The sequence below is a fragment of the Microbispora catharanthi genome, assembly GCF_006334915.2.
Taxonomy (GTDB): domain Bacteria; phylum Actinomycetota; class Actinomycetes; order Streptosporangiales; family Streptosporangiaceae; genus Microbispora; species Microbispora catharanthi.
Genome location: NZ_VDMA02000008.1, coordinates 104,205 through 120,517, shown reverse-complemented (window position 1 = coordinate 120,517; position 16,313 = coordinate 104,205). Strand labels below are relative to the sequence as shown.

The window sequence follows — 16,313 nt, the reverse complement described above, 5'->3', positions numbered from 1 at the left end:
ACGTTCCCGTTAGGAGATGGCGCAGCTGACGCCGTTCAGGGCGAACTGGTCAGGCTTGCCGGTATTGCCGGTATGGGTGGCCTGGAAGCCGATGTCGGTGGATCCGCCTGCTGCCAGCGTCTCGTTGTACGAGACGTTGCGCGCGGAGATCTGACCGCTGGAGCCGGTGTAGGTGGCGTTCCAGCCGTTGGTGATGGTCTGCCCGCCAGGAAGTGTGAACGCCAAGGTCCAACCGTTGATCGTTGATGTGCCACGGTTGGTGATGTGGATGCTGGCGGTGAACCCGTCGTTCCAGGAGTTCATCGTGTAGCCCACCTCGCAGGCGCCGGACTGGCTCGGCGACGGCGTGGGGCTCGGCGAGGGCGTGGCGGTCGGCGAGGGCGTGGCGGTGGGCGAGGGCGTGGCGGTGGGCGAGGGCGAGGGCGAGGGGGTCGGCGAGGGCGAGGGCGAGGGCGAGGCGGTCGGGGCCGTGGAGAAGGTGATGTTGGAGACGTAGGGGTTGATGTTCCAGCTCGCGTCCGCGTCGGTCGAACTGGTGACGGGTTTGCCCTGGACGGTGAAGTTGGTGAAATGTACGCCGTTGATGTTCACGGTCGACGAACGACCGTGCAGGTTGACGACCTTCTTCACGTCGGAGGAGACGTTGGTGAAGTAGGCGTCGCGGATCGTCGCGGTGTTCTTCACGGTCCGCCAGGAAGGCGGCCGGTCCTCCTGCAGGTCGATCAGGCTGTCGGTGTTCTCCACCCTGATGTTCTCCCACCGGGTGTTCGAAACAACGGCCGTGTCGACCGCGTCGATCACCATGGAGCGTCCCGCCTTCACCACGTCGATGTCACGGAACGCGACCCCGTCCATCGACCGCCCTTCCGTCTTGGTCCCGATCTTCGCGCAGCCAGAATTGCTGTAGCAGACGACATGCTCGTGGACGACGTTCTTGGTGTCGATCGCACCGGCGGTGGTGTCCTCGTTCTTGGTCGCCATGTTGTCGTCACCGGTGTAGAGGAAGGCGTTGGACAACAGGCCGTTGGTCGACTCGTCGAAATCCACACCGTCGGTGTTGTTGTAACCCGTCGTGGGCCGACAGTTGATCAGCTTGTAGTTCTTGATGGTGACCTTGTCGCTGCGGTAGATGAGCGTGTTCCAGTAGCTGGAGTCACGGACAATCGGGCCGTCGACCTGGATGTTCGAGCTCTGCTCGATCTTCAGCAACGCCAGATTCAGGCCCTGCGCCCGCAGCGACTTCCCGTTACCGTCGATGACACCGCGGCCCAGCAGCTTCGCGTTGCTGACCTGGTACACCCGCAGGGAGGCGTGCTGCATGCCCTCGATGTTCACCCCGCCGCTGCCGGTGTTGAAGTCCGCCTTGTTGTTCGAGCCGTAGAGGACCGCACCGGCGGCCAGATACAACGTCATGTTGCTTTTCAGCCAGAGCTCGCCGACCAGGTACTTGCCCGCCGGCACGTACAGGATATTGCGGGTCGCTCCTGACGCGGCGTTGATGGCACTTTGGATCTTGGCCGTGACGAGTGTCCCCCCGGTGTTGTCGACCCCGTAGTCAGCCAGGCTCTTGACGTTGGCGTCCCCCAGGTGCGGCGTATCGGACTCGGGTGCGTCAATGAGGATGAACAGCAGCTCTGCGGAGTCGAACTGGACGACCAAATAGTTCGGGCCGCTGTCAAAGGTGATGGTGTTGCCGCTTCTGGTGACCGCCAGCTTCCGGCTCTTGGGGCTGACGGTGTACGAGTTGAAGCTTTGGGCGACGGTGACGGAGAACCTGGCGGTGCCCGCTGCCGCCATCGAGCAGTGCGCGTAGTGCACCTGCATCTCGGGAGCGAACTTAGTCATCTTCTCGACGAACAGCGGGGAGCCGTCCGCCGTGACGGTGTAGAGAGAACTCTTCGTGGCGCCCGGCAGCGTGGGATCGGCGACGCAGCCGCCGGCTGCCAGGCCGGCCGAGTCGTTGCCGGCCGGGCCGGTCGCCGCAATCGCGCCGTACTCCGGCGTCACCAGGGCGGTCGTCCCGACGCCAACGCCAACGGCAAGCAGTGTGCTGATAAGTAGCTTCGCCAGAGGTTTGATCTTCACGGGGATTCCTTGTTGTGGGAGGGCATGGAGTGCTGAGCGACTCGCATCACGACCGGTAGCCGATCACCTCCTCTCGAAAGGGGCTGATCCCAGCGGATCAGCGGTGTGAAGACGTGCGTTTCCCTGGCGCGCGGACGCCGCGCCCGGTCATGTAGCTGATCAGGCCGAGGGCGATCATGTCGTTGTAGCGATCAGCGCGGTGACGAAGGCAGCGAGGAGGACATCGGCGACGGCGACGCCACCCACGAACGTGGGCGACACGGCACCGGCTTCAAAGATCGCCGTGGGTCGTTCCGGGCGCGCAGCAGGCGGAGCGCGGCCACTCGTCCGTCATGTCTGGTCAGCTCGGCATGTACGACGAGGTCGGTGTCCACTGAAGGCCCGCGACTTCCAGGGCCGTGCGGTAGCCGTCCAGTCTGGCCCGGCAGCACAGAATCCGGTCGTGGCCGGGCGATCACGGCAATGCGATGGTGTCCCAGTTCGATCAGATGTCGGGGGGCCGACCGGCCGCCCGCCCAGTTGGTGGCGCCGACATACGGGACGTCGTCCGGCAGTTCGGTGGTGGGGTCGAAGACCACGAACGGGATGTCCCTGGCCTGCAACTCGTCACGCTGTTCCTGCGAGAGTTGGGCGACCGTGACGACGCAGGCCGGGCGACGGGCCAGTGTGTCGCCGATCGGATGTCCGACCGGATCGTGCCGCGGCTCGAACTCCGTCAGCATGACTCCGACGCGTTGCTCACGGGCCACCCGTTCGACACCGAGGATGAAATCCATGCCCCACATGTCCTCTAACTCGCTGAAGACGAGCTCATCCCCGTCGGCACAAGCGCGGTCAGCGTGGCGAGGACCGCGCCGATCCGCAGGCGGACTTTTCGTAAGCTAGGCGGTTTCACGATCGCTCTCCCTCGATGTCGACCTTGACGGCGCAGATCAGTACTTCCTTGCTGAACCGGCATCGGACGACCAGGTATGTGGACAGGTATATGGAGACGATCGGCGCGTACTGGGCCTCGTGCGCACCATGGACTCTCCCTTGATGAGGAGCGGTTCGCCCGACCCGTCGAACCATCTCAGAACAGAAACTTTCTACCTAATCAGCTAGAAATATAAACTAGAGATGAGGCGCGTCTCGGTCCACCCGCCCTCGGCACCGTCAGCCTATGCGGGCGGCCTCGCCCTCTCACCGACTGGTCTGCTGCCCCTATGACCACCGCCTTTGTCGTCGACGCCGATCTGAAACGCCCGCAAGCAGAGAAACTTTCCAGGCAAACTTTCCTGAATCTTTCAGAGCGGATTCGGCGTACGGCGACGGCCACGCGTCCCAGCACATCCCCAGGCCGGTCCGGCCGCTGATGGATCCTTGATGAGGAGGTACAAATGCCGTCGCGGGCGGACGGGTTATCCTTGCGCTGTGAACGGACCTCCGCGCGGTCCGGCCAGGCGGAGTAAGTGATGAAGGGGCTAGGTGGCCCTACGCCGAGTCAGAGGCGCTGTCGCCGACCCGGAGCACCCGAAAGACGACCCGACCCGGCCGGTGAATATCGCCGACTTCGGCCTCGGTTACGCCAACCTGCTCTTCATCGCCACCGTGCTCGCCGAGTTGCGTGCCGCCCGCGACCAGGACCTGACCGTTTTTCTGGTGGAGGAGCCGGAGGCGCACCTGCATCCGCAGTTGCAGACGCTGCTGTTGGAGTACCTGCGGGAGGCTGCGGTAACGTCAGCACTGTCCGCCGAGTCGGCTGCGCCCGGCACTTTCGCCGGGCGCGTGCAGGTGGTGATGACCACGCACTCTCCCCTGATCGCCGCCTCGGCGAAGCTCCAGGAGATCATGGCCTTCAAGCGCCGGGCCGCCTCTGACAGCACCTCACCAGCGAGTCACAGCATGAGCCGCTTGTGCGCTTTGGTCTTGATCTCGTCGTCTGTGCCCTCCAGCAGCGCGGTCCCGCGAGTGATCTCACCGTTCCTGGGTCTGTCGGCGACGCGGGGCGACGGCGGTGCAGCTGATTCACTCGGACTCGAGCCGAGACAACGGGCCGAGCTGCTCAACTCGTAGGCGCCGCCGCGATCGGCGAGTGATGCTGACGGGAGCCGCCAACGCCTCTGCCCCGCGCCCGAGGGGGACTCAAGACGGGCGTGGCGCACTGACGAGGCCTGGGCGCGGGAAGGTCGGCGGACGTGGCGTTGCAAGCGGCGGACGCCTCGATGAACGCGACCGTGAACGAGCTGGAGAGCCCGGTGAGCGCGACTCCAGGCCAGAGTGGAATCCGGCCTCGGCATTTTCACCGGATGTCACCGCCAAGAAGTTTCAGCAGGTCTGGCGTAGAGATCCGGTAGAGGTCACCTATGCGGATGGTCTGAACGGGGAACTCGTTCTTCTTAGCCAGCTCGTAGGCCTTGGTGCGGCCGATGCCGAGGATGCGGGCGGCGGTCATGAGGTCCAGCGTGGGTGGCAGGTCCTGAAGGTCCCGGAGGGTGATGTCCTTCATCCGATGCCTCCTGCCGATGCCTCACGGATCCGCGCTACCGCGAGCTTGCAGTAGTCCGCGTTGAGTTCGATGCCGATGAACTGCCGGTCGAGTTGCCGGGCGGCAAGGGCGGTTGTTGCCGCTCCGGACAAGGGGTCCAGGACGGTGCCGCCGGGGCGGCAGCCGGCGGCAATGGCGCGGAGCGGGATGTCGATCGGGAACGGGGCGAAGTGGGCGCCACGGTAGGGCCTGGTCGAGATGGTCCAGACGTCGCCGGGGTTGCGGCCGTCCGGGTTGGCCGCGTCAGTGGCACGGCCGTTCGGGCGGCTGGCGGTGCCGTGCGATGCACCGGCTGACTCCGGCATGCCGGTCGGCGGCCAGGTCGTCTGGATGGCGTTGGCCTTGATTCCGCCGCGTCGTGCCCGGCGGGACAGGGAGCGGTCGCCGGTGTACTGCTCGCGGATGGCGTCGAGGTCGAACCAGTAGAAGCGCTGCTTGACGAGCTGGCACGGCTCCGGCGCCAATCCAGGACCGGTCACCCCTGGACATCGCCGAGCGCGCCTTCCAAATGCTCGCCTGCGTGCCCAGCAGCCTCGCCATCGACGGCAGGGACGTCGGGCACGGCCTCCCCCGCCGGCCAATGTCACTGATCGAGCTGCGGGATGTGCTGATCCACCCCTCCTGCTCGAACGCCGCCCGCGACGCGGTCTGGCGGTTGCTGGTGACGCGGGCCCGGCAGGACGGGCCGCAGTGGATGGTGAGCACCGTCGGCGTTGCCGTACCGGCACTGCGCGGCATCAGCGGCAGGATCTGCCGCGGCTACGTTGCCGGAGACCCGGAAGACATCGACACCGAGGTCCTGACCGCGTTCATCGAGGCGATCCGTACGGTGGACCTCGCCACCCCGAGCGTCTTCCCCAAGATGTGCGCCGCGGCCAAGCGGGCCGGCGAGCGCGCCCGGGAGAACGCGGAGGCCGGAGCGGCCCGGCGCTTTCCGTTCCAGGAATCCTCACCCCCTGCCGTCCCTTGGGGGCACCCGGACCTCGTCCTCCTGGACGCCGTCGCCAAGGGCGTCATCAGCGAGGTCGACGCCGAGCTCTTTCTGCATTGATCTCTCCCTGTAGCGATCGCGGGAGGGCAGACATGGCGCGGCTGAAGCCGTGGGAGGTCAGTGACGATTTATGGGCGGTCTGGCATCGACGCCGCATACGACAGCGTCGCGCCTGAGGGCAGAAGCCCGGTCCGGGGAGCCGTGGCCATCCAGTGTCCGGACCTCCGCCCAAGGCGTTTCACCCGATCGCCCTCATGCGTCGAACCAGATGGTCAGAATCAGCTGCGCAGGGACCACCGCTGGTTGGCCTGTCCGTTGCAGGACCACAGGATAAGTTTCGTGCCGTTGGCGGTACCGGCCGCGTTGGCGTCCAGGCACAGCCCTGACTGCACGCCGGTGATAGTGCCGTTGGAGTTGACGTTCCACTGCTGGTTGGCCTGGCCGTTGCAGTCCCAGATGATCACCTGAGTGCCGTTAGCGGTGCCCTGCCCGTAGGCGTCCAGGCACTTGTTGCCGTACACCTGCAACTGCTTGCCCGAGGTGTAGGTGAACCGCTGGTTGGTGCCGCTCCCGCAGTCCCAGATCTGCACCTGGGTGCCGTTGGTGGTGCTGGAGTTCGGCACGTCGACGCACCGGCCGGACTGGCCGCCCACGATTTGGACGCCCTGCTGCGGGTTGCCGCCGCCCGCCGGCGCGTAGCCTGCGGCGGCGATGTTGGCCTGTACGGCGTCCTCGGTGGCGGCGCTCGGATAGCCGGAGGTCAACACGCCCTCGAAGAAGGTGCCGCGGCCGGAGACGCTGTTGTCGCCGCCGATGCCGAGCAGGATGGCGCCTTCCTTCTTCATCGGGTTGTAGCCGTTGGGGCGCCGTCCGTCGAAGTAGTTCGTCAGGCCGCCCGACTGAGCGTTCCCGCCCCGGATCGCCCAGTGGTTCGGCTCGCCCTTGACCATGGCCGTGACGAAACGGTGGTTGATCGGCGCGAGGTTGTTGTAGCCCGCGTTCACCCCGGAGAAGAGTCCCCACTCCAGGTCGGCCATGATCCAGGGCCCGGCTCCGTCCCCGTAGCCCCACTGCTTGTTGGCGCCGAAGTAGACGGTCTCCATGATGGCGGGAGAGTCGGCCTGGCCGTCCGTCTGCGCGTTGCCGTAGTCGAAGCAACACCACTGGTTGTAGTGCGTGCCGTCGACGACGGCGTAGATGCCCTCGGACTGGTCGCCGGTCGCCACACCGTTGGTGTTGTTGTTGCGGTAGCCGGTGCCGGGCTCCACGCGGACACCGTACGCCTTCTGGCCGCCGATGGTGATCGGGGCCGCGGTCGCGTCGGCGAGGTTGTCGTATCCGCCAGGGGCAGGGCCCTTCCAGTAGCCGGGCGGCGCCTGGGTGAGGCGGTTGTTGCGGCCGGACTGGTCGTAGATGATCGTGATCACACAGGTCGTGCCAGCACAGAAAGAGTCCTGCGTGGCGGCGTTGACGACACCGCCCGCGCTCAGAACGCCGATGTCGCGGGTGGTGTTGTCGGACGAGCGCCTGACTTGGTAGAGCGGGCCATTGTAGGCCGCGTACAGGGCACGCGTGGTGCTGTGCGCCGCGACACACGGCGTACCGCCCGCGGCGTAGATGTCACACGGCTGCGACGTCGCGGCCTGGGCCGTACCACCGCCGATCAGGCAGGCGGTGGCGAGCAACGCGCTCGCCCCGGCCGCGAGCGACCTTCTCAGGTACCCGGAAAGCATCATGCCTTCTTCTCTCAACAGGAATCATGACCGGACGGCACCAATGCGGCAGGCCTTGCTAGTTTTGATGTTAGCGCTAACATTTAAGGGCTGCCGAATCGATTCGACGGTCAACGGTAGTCGGAGTCAATTCAACGAAGGTTCCGGCGTCAAGCATGTGGATCACATCTCTCGGACGCCCGGGGTGCCGTCGGCACCCCGCCTGGGCTCTTAACGCGATGCGTTCGCACCGTTGTGGTGAGATGTCATGAAACTTTCATCCCTCGCGTCCCGACGCTGGGCGTCGTGGTCGATCACGTGCGAGCTCTCGCCCACACCTTCCTGGCCCGCCGAGACAGAGCCGCTCGACTTATCCCTCAACATAGGCCTGAAGCAGGGCGAAGCCTGGCGTGGTGTCGTGGGGGCGGACGCCCACTGTAAACACCTCTGGATCACCGAAGATCGGCTCTCCATTGGGGCGCCGGGCGCAGGGGACGCGGCCGCAGTCGACGCCGTCGTCCTTGTCACAGCTCATCCAGGTGATGGCTTCCTGCTCGCCTTCGTGCAGGGGATGGTTCGACACAGCGCGCATGGCCACGGTGCTCGGCGGGATCAACACCCACACCTGCGGTACGGCGAGCACCCACCGCGTCGCGTCGATCTCGTGGGCCTTGGCGGCGGCTCGTGTTTCAAATGCGGCGGCCGTCGCATCGTCGCGCAGATCGTCATAGTCGCTGAGCACGAGCCTGCGATCCCCGTCCAGGACGACGATGGCGGGGCAGTCGCGGCCGACGATGCTCTTCTCCAGCCGAGAGACAACGTCGTCGAGCAGGCCGCCGTCTTGTCGTTCATCTCGCCCTCCCGAGCAGTCGCCCAGGCTGAGGTTCTGCGCGCGCAAGTGCAAGGCCATGGGGAGCGTGGCGTCGTCAGTGACGGCGGCGCCGCCGATGGTCTTGCCGCGGCTGCGCGCGGACTCGTGGCCTTCCAGGGTGCGGTCACGAATGTGCCCGCATTCCCCCGAACACCGAGGTCAGGCATACGTTTCCGTTCTTCCACACCCCGAAGGGCGGCTCAAAAGGCGTCTCCTACGCACCGTGAAAGGAACAGCAGTGAGCGCTACCGTCCCGCAGCATCCCCGCAGCGTTCCCGCCGTCCCCCGCCGCCCCCGCCACGTGCGCCGTGCCGGGCATGCCGGTCGGGTTCTGGCAATCCTGGCGCTGAGCGCCACGGCCCTGGCCGTTCCCGCACCCGCCCAGGCCCAGGCAGACGAGCAGGTGGCGGTGTCCTTGGGGGACAGCTTCATCTCCGGCGAGGCAGGCCGGTGGTGGGGCAACAGTACGGTGTCCGCCGCTGCGGGCTGCACCCGCGGCGGAACCGACCGGGCCGCTTATCGCAAGCGTTTGATCTGTTACTACGACCCCCAGCGGGTGTATGACGGCACGGCCGTGCACGGAGAGGGCACCGGACGTTACCGCTCCGACGTGGCCGAGATCACCGGGCTGGGCCAGGCCGGGCTCACCCCGGTCAACCTGGCCTGTTCAGGGGCGGAGACCCGGCACGTCATCGACGAGGCGTTCAAGGAGAACACCGCCTCTCAAGCCGAACTGCTTGCGCAGGTTGCCGCCACCCGGCAGGTCAAGGTGGTCGTGCTGTCGATCGGCGGCAACGACCTGAACTTGTCCGGAATGCTGCGCCGCTGCGCCGCGATGTACATGGCGGGCGACAAGCGCTCCTGCGCCTCAACGGGCGAGGGCGATCGGTTTCTCGCTGCGCTACCGGCGGTGGAGCAGCAGGTGACCCTGGCGGTTCAGAAGATCCGCCAGGTGATGAGCCAGGCGTCGGCCCGTTCCGCCGGATACCGGCTGATCCTGCAGTCCTATCCCTCTCCGGTGCCCTCCTCGGCCCGGGTGCGCTACGGCGAGGGCGGCGGCGGCAAGGCCACCAAGCGTACGCTCGTGGGCGGCTGCCCGCTGTGGGACGCCGACTTCGACCTGATGCACGACACCCTGGCACCCGCGATCGACGCCATGCTGCGACGGGTCGCCACTGCGACCGGTGCGGAGTTCCTGAGCATGCTGGGCGCCGTGGAGGGCCACGCGTTGTGCGAGCAGGGCACAAGCCAAGCCGGCCCGCTGGACGACGCCGCCAAACTGGGCGACACGATGGAATGGGTACGGTACGGCACCGCCGGCGCGAAGATCAGCCAGGGACACCAGCAGGAGGCCATGCACCCCAACGCGTTCGGCCAGCAGGCGCTCGGCCGCTGCCTGCTGGCCCTCTACCGCAATCCCGGCACCCAGCCCTGCAACGCGGGCACGCCCAGGAGTCAGACCTGATCCATTCCACAGCCCGCACATAGTCCTCGGCGGCACCATCATCGAACTCACCCGGCGGCCAGCGCTGCACGCGCCTCCATCCCAGGGGCCGTGTGCCTTACCGGGGGCGGTCGCGTCACCGGCCTCGATCGGGCCCAATGCGTGGGCGGACTCTTCAACGGGTGGTTCGTGGAGGGCTGACAACGACGACGCTTGGTTCGTCCCGAGCAAAAGATAGGGCTCACCCCCGCTGGCTGGACGGCGGTCGCCGCGACGAAACCCGGCCCTACAGCCGTTCACTCACCCGCCGACATGGATGCCTGGGCGGCGGGCGGGCTGGGGTTCGCTTTTGCGGATGATCTCCCGGACGACCGGCGGTGTGTCTCCCCGGCCGAGCAGGAGATAACGGAACAGATGCGTGAGTGGGTTGCCCTCCGACCATTCGAAGTAGCAGTGCGGTCGCACGCCGGTGACGTCACGTAGGGCGAGCAGGATCGCGGCGATGGCGTTGGGGGCAGCGGGGCTGGCCGCGCGCAGCACCCGGTGGCCGTCGACCTGGACACCATGGACCTGCAGCACGTTGCTGAACTCCGACGGGTCGATGACGTCGATCTCCAGGAACAGCACGTCGGCTGCTCCCGGGACGGGGTTCATGCCGCGCTGCTCGCTCTCCTTGGCGGCGTACTCGGCCGTATCTCCGCTCTGGCGGCGGTTGGCGATGAGGTTCAGCGCGCCGTCGTGGGCGATCGAATCGGTGACGAAGCGGCGGGCGGCCTCATCGAACTCGATTCGGTCGGCGCGCAACTCGGTGGTGCGTGAGATCCGCGACACCAGAGAGATGGCGATGATGGCCAGGATGAACAGAGCGGAGATGGCGATGCCGTCCGGCTTCTCCCGGATGTTCTCCACCAACGCGTACAGCAGCATCAAGGTCAGCACGGTGAAGCCGAAGGCGGCCGGGCGCTGCCGCTTGCCGATGGCGGAGATGGTGACCGCGACCGCACCGGAGACCATCATCGCCAAGATGCCGGTCGCGTACGCGCCGGCTTGGGCGTCGACGTCGGCGTCGAAGGCGATGGTGAGCACGATGCAGATGAGCGTGTAGACAACGACGACTGGGCGTACGGCCCGCCCCCATTCGGGTGCCATGCCGTAGCCGGGCAGGTAACGCGGCACGATGTTGATCAGCCCGGCCATCGCGGAGGCGCCGGCGAACCACAAGATGAGGATGGTGCTGATGTCGTAGGCGGTGCCGAAGGTCTCACCCAGGTATTCGTGGGCTAGGTAGGCCATCGCGCGGCCGTTGGCCTGCCCGCCCGAGCGGAACTGCTCGGCCGGGATGAGGACTGTGGTCACAAAGCTGGTGGCGATCAAGTAGACGCTCATGATGAGCGCTGCCGCGGTGAGCAGCTTGCGGGTGTTGTGGACGCGCGCGGTAAGCCGCTGCTCGGCATCCTTGCCCTCCGCGGCCACCAGCGGCATCATGCTGACCCCCGTCTCGAACCCGGACAGGCCGAGCACCAGCAGCGGAAAGGCCAGCACGGCCGGGCCGAGGAGCCCGGTGAAGCCGCCGCCCCCACTCAGCAGCTCGTCCGTCCATCGCGACAGCGCCTCGGGCTCGGCCACCACCCTGGCGATCCCGACGGCGACGACGACGGCGTTCAGCAGCAGGAACAGCGCCACCAGTGGGATGGCCACGCCGACCGCCTCACTGAAGCCGAGCAGGAACACCCCGCCGAGCACCGCCAGCAGCACCACGGTCAGCACGACCTCGTGGCCGTGCAGAAAGCTCGGGAAGAACGGGTTCTCCATCACGTGCACGGACGCGTCGGCCGCCGACAGCGTGATCGTGATGATCCACGACGTGGCCACGAACCCCAGCAGGACCAGCACGAACAGCTTGCCTCGCCAGAACGGCAGTAGCCGCTCCAGCATCGCCACCGAGCCCTGACCGTGCGGGCTTTCCCTGGCCACGCGCCGATACATCGGTAGCATGCCCAGCAGCGTCAGCGCCACGATGAGCAGCGTGGCCAGCGGGGACAGCGCACCGGCCGCCAGCGCAGCGATACCGGGCAGGTAGGCCAGCGTGGAGAAGTAGTCCACCCCCGTTAAGCACATCACCTTCCACCAGGTCTGAGGCTTGGCGTGCCCTTCGGCCGTCTCCGGCCCGACCGGCTGGACCCGGTGCTCCAGCAGCCACCGCCCCACCCGCCCGGTCGGCTCGGGCGCACGCACCGGAGTTTCGACCACCGCCGGAACGACGAACTCACCCGCGCCGCTCATCCGCCCACTCCCACCGCATTCCGGCCACGACCCTCGACAGGTCTTCGAACCGCCCAAGGGTAAAGCCTTCGATCACCAGCCCCAAGAAGGTACCCGGCCGGACATCGCGGGTCCGCCCTGGTTCGGACTGCCCCGCTGTCCCAGTGGGCAGTCCCCATGATTGCTGTGCACTCCGGCGTCCGGTTCCTCGCTCGATACCCGTGTGACTACGCCGCGCTTACCCCGCTCGTCCCGCCGATCGCTGCCGTCCTGGAGGACTACCTGACCGGTGGTTTGGCCTACGCATGCGACACGCATCGGCACTGCCCCCTCCCTTTGGAGTTGACGGAAGGGGCATTAGCTGCGGTCCCGACAGGTGGATGGGGAAGGCTTGGGGTGGAGTCGTTCGAGTCTTCTTGTCGCGCCGCTCAGCTGTCCGCTGGCTCTGCTAGATGGCACCGGTGTGGGGAGCCGCCGACCCGAACAGCTTCGACTGTTCAGGCCTGATGTTGTGGGCGTACTCGAAGGTCGGGATCAACCTGCCCCACTACACGGGAGCCCAATGGCAGCTGGGGACACGAGTTCCCAGCATGGACCAGCTTCAGGTAGGGGACATCGTCTTCTTCTATTCCGACCTTCACCACAACGGCATGTACGTCGGCGACGGCATGATGGTCCACGCCCCGCAGACGGGAGACGTGGTGAAGATCGTCAGCATCAGGACGCGCCCCTTCATGGGCGGCGCACGGCTGGTCTCTTGAACGTCACCGGTAGCCGTTCTCGTCAGGGTCGGCCTGCCGAGGCGAGGAACAGCGGTATCTCAAGGAAGAGCCGCCCCGCCTTGGCCCGCGTAGCCTGCTCGGCGATCCACATGTCGGCCTGCTCCCGGTCGAGCGCGCCGGGGGATGCGTCGGCCGCGTCGAGCAGCCGGATGAGCGGGTTGACATCTTCGGCTGGCACAGGGGGTATCTCGTCGTTGTACATGTGCCCCACCATGCGACTTAATGTCGACATGAAGGCAAACTCGAACCCTCCGGCGATGAGCATCGGACAGGTGGCGGAACACTTCGGCCTGGCCACGCACGTCCTACGCCACTGGGAGTCCGTCGGCCTGCTGGAGCCGGCGCGGATCGGAGGCGACCGCCGCCGGTACGGTCCCGATGATCTCTACCGAATCGCGGTCATCCTGCGGGCGAAGGAAGCCGGGTTCGGGCTCGACGACATCCGGGAGATGATCGCAGCCAGGGAACCGGCGGAACGGCGTGTCATTCTGCGGCGTCTCGAGAACGATTTGAGGCGGCGCATCGCCCAGGCGGAGGCCTCGCTGGAGCTCATCCGATGTGCGCTGGACTGCGACCATGAGGACTTCACCTCATGCGCGCACTTCCAAGAAATGGTGACGGAGAGGATCGGGCGGGAAGCGCGGCCGCATGTCCCTGTCTGAGTGCGCTGAATCGAACCGGAACCTGTTGGGTGGGCGGAGGTCAGCTCGGGGGCACGATCTTCAACGCCTGCCGAAGCGCCTCCGCCTCCGTAGGGGTGAGCTCGGCGAGGAAGTGGACGAACGCCGCCGCCTGGTTGTTGCTCGTCGCCAGCGCTCCGCGCATCAGACGAGCCGTGTACGCCTCGCGCGAGGCCACAGCCTCGTAACTGTAGGCGCGGCCCTCCAACCGGCGGCGTAGCCAGCCCTTGCCGTGCAGGGTGTCCATCACCGTCATCACCGTGGTGTAGGCGATGTCGCGGCTCTTCTGGAGCTCGGTGAGCACCTCGCGTACGGACACGGGCCGGCCGAGAGCCCAGACGCGGTCCATCACCGCTGCCTCGAGCTTGCCGAACTCGCGCACGTCTCCTCCGCCTTCGTCCTTCCTAGGTAAGGTAGTAGATCAGGCCTGACGCGACAAAGCGGTCACCAACTCCGGACTCCTGTCGTAGGCAGTGACAGTCGATCAACCACTGCCCTCGGGATGCCGCGACGGGATCCGCGGTGTCTCCTCCGGCGCTGACGATCACAGTATCCCTGTTTTGCCCCACAACCGTCGACCTGCCGCCACATGGCCGAGCCCGCTGCAGAGCGAGGTGGTGGTTCAAGGCGTACGTGGCAATCGCGCTATCGGATGTCTCCCGATCTCCTGTCCTCCAGACGGCACCATCGCTCGCTTCTTTTGCCTCCGGTCTCGGTCATCGCCGGAGGCCATCACGGTCACTAGTGCGGGTAGTAGTGAGTGCTTAGGAAGGCATTGCCAGGTGATGCGGGAAGGGCCTGGATCCATGGGTAATGTGTCCACTGTGACTACGGACGGTGTGGCGCGCAGGCTCGCTTCCTTGAGCGGACTGCTCCTGCTCGCCGCCGTCCTGTGCGGCCTGCTCGCCATGCACGGGCTGCAGCCCTCACCTGGACCTCTTCCCACTCCTAGCGTCCTGGCCCTGCACTCCGCTGAAAGCGATCACTCGGCGATGCCGATGGCGGGGCCCCACGACCGGCACGGTGACGAACCCAGCTCTCCCCACCAGGGTCACGGCGGCGGCCAGGTCTGTCTCGCCCTCCTCCTGGCCGGGTCGGTCCTACTACTTCTCCTCGTCATAGTGGGTGCAGGCCGCTTCGGTGCCCCGCCGATCCGGCTGTTCCTGCAGTCGTTCCTCCCCCGCGGGCCCACCGCCCGTCCCAGAGGGCCGACCCTCGCGCAACTCTGTGTGATCCGGGTGTAGAAGGCGCGCTCGACGGCCTGCCTCGCCGTCGAGCTTCAGCGACCTGCCTGCACCTACACACGGAGAGTGTTCATCCATGAAGCGACTTGCCATTCCCGCCGTCCTGCTCGGAGCCGGTCTGCTCGTCAGTGCCTGCGGCTCCACGGACACCGCGGCCCACGACATGTCCGCCACGTCGTCGATGTCCGCGATGCCTGCCGAATCACCGGCTCCTGCCACCAGCCCGGCCGCGGACCACAACGACCGGGACATCTGGTTCGCGCAGATGATGATCCCGCACCACCGCCAGGCCCTTGAGATGGCGAAGCTGGCCGAGGATCGCGCCGGCAGCAGCAAGGTCAAGGAGCTGGCCAAGCAGATCGAGGCCGCCCAGGATCCCGAGATCCAGACGATGACCGGCTGGCTCCGAAGCTGGGGCGTTCAGGCCCCCGGCGAGGACGGCATGCCGATGGACCATATGGACCACGGCATGCCCGGCATGATGTCCGGCGAGGACATGAAGAAGCTCGAAGGCCTCAAGGGCGCCGCATTCGACAAGGCGTTCCTGACGATGATGATCCAGCACCATGAGGGCGCCGTCACCATGGCCAAGGAGGAGCAGGGAGCCGGCGTCTACGAACCGGCCAAGCAGATGGCCGACTCCATCATCACCAGCCAGTCCGCGGAGATCGCCACCATGAAGAAGCTCCTGCGGTAGGACTCCCGGCGGGTGGGCGACGGTGGTCGTCGCCCACCCGTTCCTCGAATCCCAGGCGCGAGAAGGTGAGAACTGGGAATGATCGCCGCAATCATCGCCTTGGCCGGATGCGTGTTCCTGCTCGGGCACCTCGCGGGCCCCATGCTGCTGCGCGCGCGATGGTCGGCAGGGTTGCCCGGCACCGCCGTAGCACTGTGGACCGCCGCCCTCACCGGCACCATGTTGGCCCTGACCGGGCTGACCGCTATCGCACTCGTCTGGCCCTCCACTCCCGGTCACCGGCTCGTCGACTGGCTTGCCGACTGCCTGCCGAAGGACGGCCATGCCATATCCCCGGCGGCGGCACTCGGGACAGTTCTGCTTCTCGCGGCGGGGATCACGTCCCTTAGCCTGGCCGTGCCCAGAGTGGTCCGGACCGTTCGGGAACGCCGCGAGCACCGGCAGATGCTCGACGTGGTCGCGGGGGATCTCGCCGGGACACCGGACGTCCGCGTGCTCGAGCACCCCATGCCGATGATCTACTGCCTGCCGGCGCGAGAACGGCCCATCGTCGTGACCACAGGCGCACTCGACCGGCTCGGCCCGGCCGAGATGGAGGCGGTGCTGGCCCACGAGCGCGCGCACCTGCGGCAGCGGCACCACCTGGTCCTGATGCTGGCCGACGCACTGCGCGCCGCGGTTCCCTGGCTCGGCACGCTACGGCTCGCGCACACCACCCTGCCCGGCCTGCTGGAACTGGCCGCCGACGACCACGCGGCGCATCACCATGGAAGGGCTCCGCTCATCGGTGCGCTACAGAAGCTCTCAGTCGCGTCGTGCTCAGTGGGTGCCCTGGCCGTCAACCCCGCCACCACGCACATCGCCAGGCTGAGAATCGCCCGGTTGACCTCTCCAGACACGCCCCCACGGCTGCCTCACGTCAGATCCCTGTCGTGGTTCGCCGTCGCCGCCGCGGTCGGCGTCCCCGCCGTACTGGTGACCCTGGGCGTGATGATGCTGCCGCTTCCTTGCTGAGCGT

At 66.8% G+C, this 16,313-nt stretch carries 16 protein-coding genes and 1 pseudogene; 8 read left to right on the top strand and 9 right to left on the bottom strand.

What is annotated here, in order from left to right; genetic code table 11:
• Nucleotides 1-9: 9 nt before the first annotated feature.
• Nucleotides 10-2,085 (bottom strand): cellulose binding domain-containing protein, encoded by a 2,076-nt coding sequence (locus FH610_RS43690; RefSeq protein ID WP_139575454.1) that lies wholly within the window; start codon nt 2,083-2,085, stop codon nt 10-12.
• A 191-nt stretch (nt 2,086-2,276) separates the two neighbouring features.
• Nucleotides 2,277-2,882: pseudogene (locus tag FH610_RS17070) on the bottom strand (type 1 periplasmic-binding domain-containing protein); the annotation flags it as partial.
• 739 nt (nt 2,883-3,621) lie between these two features.
• On the opposite strand from FH610_RS17070, the gene FH610_RS43685 reads away from it, so the two are divergent.
• Nucleotides 3,622-4,140 (top strand): ATP-dependent nuclease, encoded by a 519-nt coding sequence (locus FH610_RS43685; protein ID WP_205825835.1) that lies wholly within the window; start codon nt 3,622-3,624, stop codon nt 4,138-4,140.
• 226 nt (nt 4,141-4,366) lie between these two features.
• On the opposite strand, the gene FH610_RS17060 is transcribed toward FH610_RS43685, so the two are convergent.
• Together FH610_RS17060 and FH610_RS17055 are read right to left on the bottom strand one after the other, a co-directional pair.
• Entirely contained in the window at nt 4,367-4,573 is a 207-nt protein-coding gene (locus FH610_RS17060; RefSeq protein ID WP_139575453.1) for a helix-turn-helix domain-containing protein, read from the bottom strand.
• Entirely contained in the window at nt 4,570-5,091 is a 522-nt protein-coding gene (locus tag FH610_RS17055; protein ID WP_161628021.1) for a DNA-methyltransferase, read from the bottom strand. Before FH610_RS17055 ends, FH610_RS17060 begins: the two co-directional genes overlap by 4 nt.
• Nucleotides 5,092-5,132: 41 nt before the next feature.
• Between FH610_RS17055 and FH610_RS17050 the strand changes: the two genes are divergently transcribed.
• Nucleotides 5,133-5,663, top strand: coding sequence for a hypothetical protein (locus tag FH610_RS17050; RefSeq protein WP_161628020.1), 531 nt, complete (start codon nt 5,133-5,135; stop codon nt 5,661-5,663).
• Between the two features lie 218 nt (nt 5,664-5,881).
• Here FH610_RS17050 and FH610_RS44470 read toward each other — a convergent pair whose 3' ends face one another.
• Together FH610_RS44470 and FH610_RS17040 are read right to left on the bottom strand one after the other, a co-directional pair.
• Complete coding sequence (locus tag FH610_RS44470) at nt 5,882-7,339, bottom strand: arabinofuranosidase catalytic domain-containing protein (RefSeq protein ID WP_139575450.1); 1,458 nt, start codon at nt 7,337-7,339, stop codon at nt 5,882-5,884.
• A gap of 346 nt (nt 7,340-7,685) precedes the next feature.
• A complete protein-coding gene (locus tag FH610_RS17040; protein ID WP_205825834.1) occupies nt 7,686-8,225 on the bottom strand; it encodes a hypothetical protein in 540 nt (179 codons plus the stop codon).
• A 199-nt stretch (nt 8,226-8,424) separates the two neighbouring features.
• On the opposite strand from FH610_RS17040, the gene FH610_RS17030 reads away from it, so the two are divergent.
• A complete protein-coding gene (locus tag FH610_RS17030; protein WP_161628019.1) occupies nt 8,425-9,651 on the top strand; it encodes a GDSL-type esterase/lipase family protein in 1,227 nt (408 codons plus the stop codon).
• A gap of 279 nt (nt 9,652-9,930) precedes the next feature.
• Here FH610_RS17030 and FH610_RS17025 read toward each other — a convergent pair whose 3' ends face one another.
• Nucleotides 9,931-11,913, bottom strand: a complete 1,983-nt coding sequence (locus FH610_RS17025; RefSeq protein WP_139575448.1) for an APC family permease — start codon at nt 11,911-11,913, stop codon at nt 9,931-9,933.
• 431 nt (nt 11,914-12,344) lie between these two features.
• Here FH610_RS17025 and FH610_RS17020 point away from each other — a divergent pair, with 431 nt between their 5' ends.
• Complete coding sequence (locus tag FH610_RS17020; RefSeq protein ID WP_139575447.1) at nt 12,345-12,653, top strand: C40 family peptidase; 309 nt, start codon at nt 12,345-12,347, stop codon at nt 12,651-12,653.
• Between the two features lie 22 nt (nt 12,654-12,675).
• Here the strand turns inward: FH610_RS17020 and FH610_RS17015 are convergent, their stop codons facing one another.
• On the bottom strand, nt 12,676-12,876 hold the full coding sequence (locus tag FH610_RS17015) for a methyltransferase domain-containing protein (protein WP_139575446.1): 201 nt from the start codon (nt 12,874-12,876) through the stop codon (nt 12,676-12,678).
• Between the two features lie 10 nt (nt 12,877-12,886).
• Between FH610_RS17015 and FH610_RS17010 the strand changes: the two genes are divergently transcribed.
• Nucleotides 12,887-13,336 carry a MerR family transcriptional regulator gene (locus FH610_RS17010; RefSeq protein WP_240809019.1) on the top strand — a complete coding sequence of 150 codons (450 nt, stop codon included), beginning with the start codon at nt 12,887-12,889 and terminating at the stop codon, nt 13,334-13,336.
• A gap of 40 nt (nt 13,337-13,376) precedes the next feature.
• Here FH610_RS17010 and FH610_RS17005 read toward each other — a convergent pair whose 3' ends face one another.
• Nucleotides 13,377-13,736, bottom strand: a complete 360-nt coding sequence (locus FH610_RS17005; protein ID WP_139575445.1) for a BlaI/MecI/CopY family transcriptional regulator — start codon at nt 13,734-13,736, stop codon at nt 13,377-13,379.
• Nucleotides 13,737-14,214: 478 nt separating this feature from the next.
• Between FH610_RS17005 and FH610_RS17000 the strand changes: the two genes are divergently transcribed.
• The 3 genes from FH610_RS17000 (at nt 14,215) to FH610_RS16990 (ending at nt 16,309) form a co-directional block, all read left to right on the top strand.
• Nucleotides 14,215-14,598, top strand: coding sequence for a DUF6153 family protein (locus FH610_RS17000; RefSeq protein ID WP_139575444.1), 384 nt, complete (start codon nt 14,215-14,217; stop codon nt 14,596-14,598).
• A 76-nt stretch (nt 14,599-14,674) separates the two neighbouring features.
• Nucleotides 14,675-15,295, top strand: coding sequence for a DUF305 domain-containing protein (locus FH610_RS16995; protein ID WP_139575443.1), 621 nt, complete (start codon nt 14,675-14,677; stop codon nt 15,293-15,295).
• A gap of 78 nt (nt 15,296-15,373) precedes the next feature.
• Complete coding sequence (locus FH610_RS16990; protein WP_139575442.1) at nt 15,374-16,309, top strand: M56 family metallopeptidase; 936 nt, start codon at nt 15,374-15,376, stop codon at nt 16,307-16,309.
• Nucleotides 16,310-16,313: the final 4 nt, after the last annotated feature.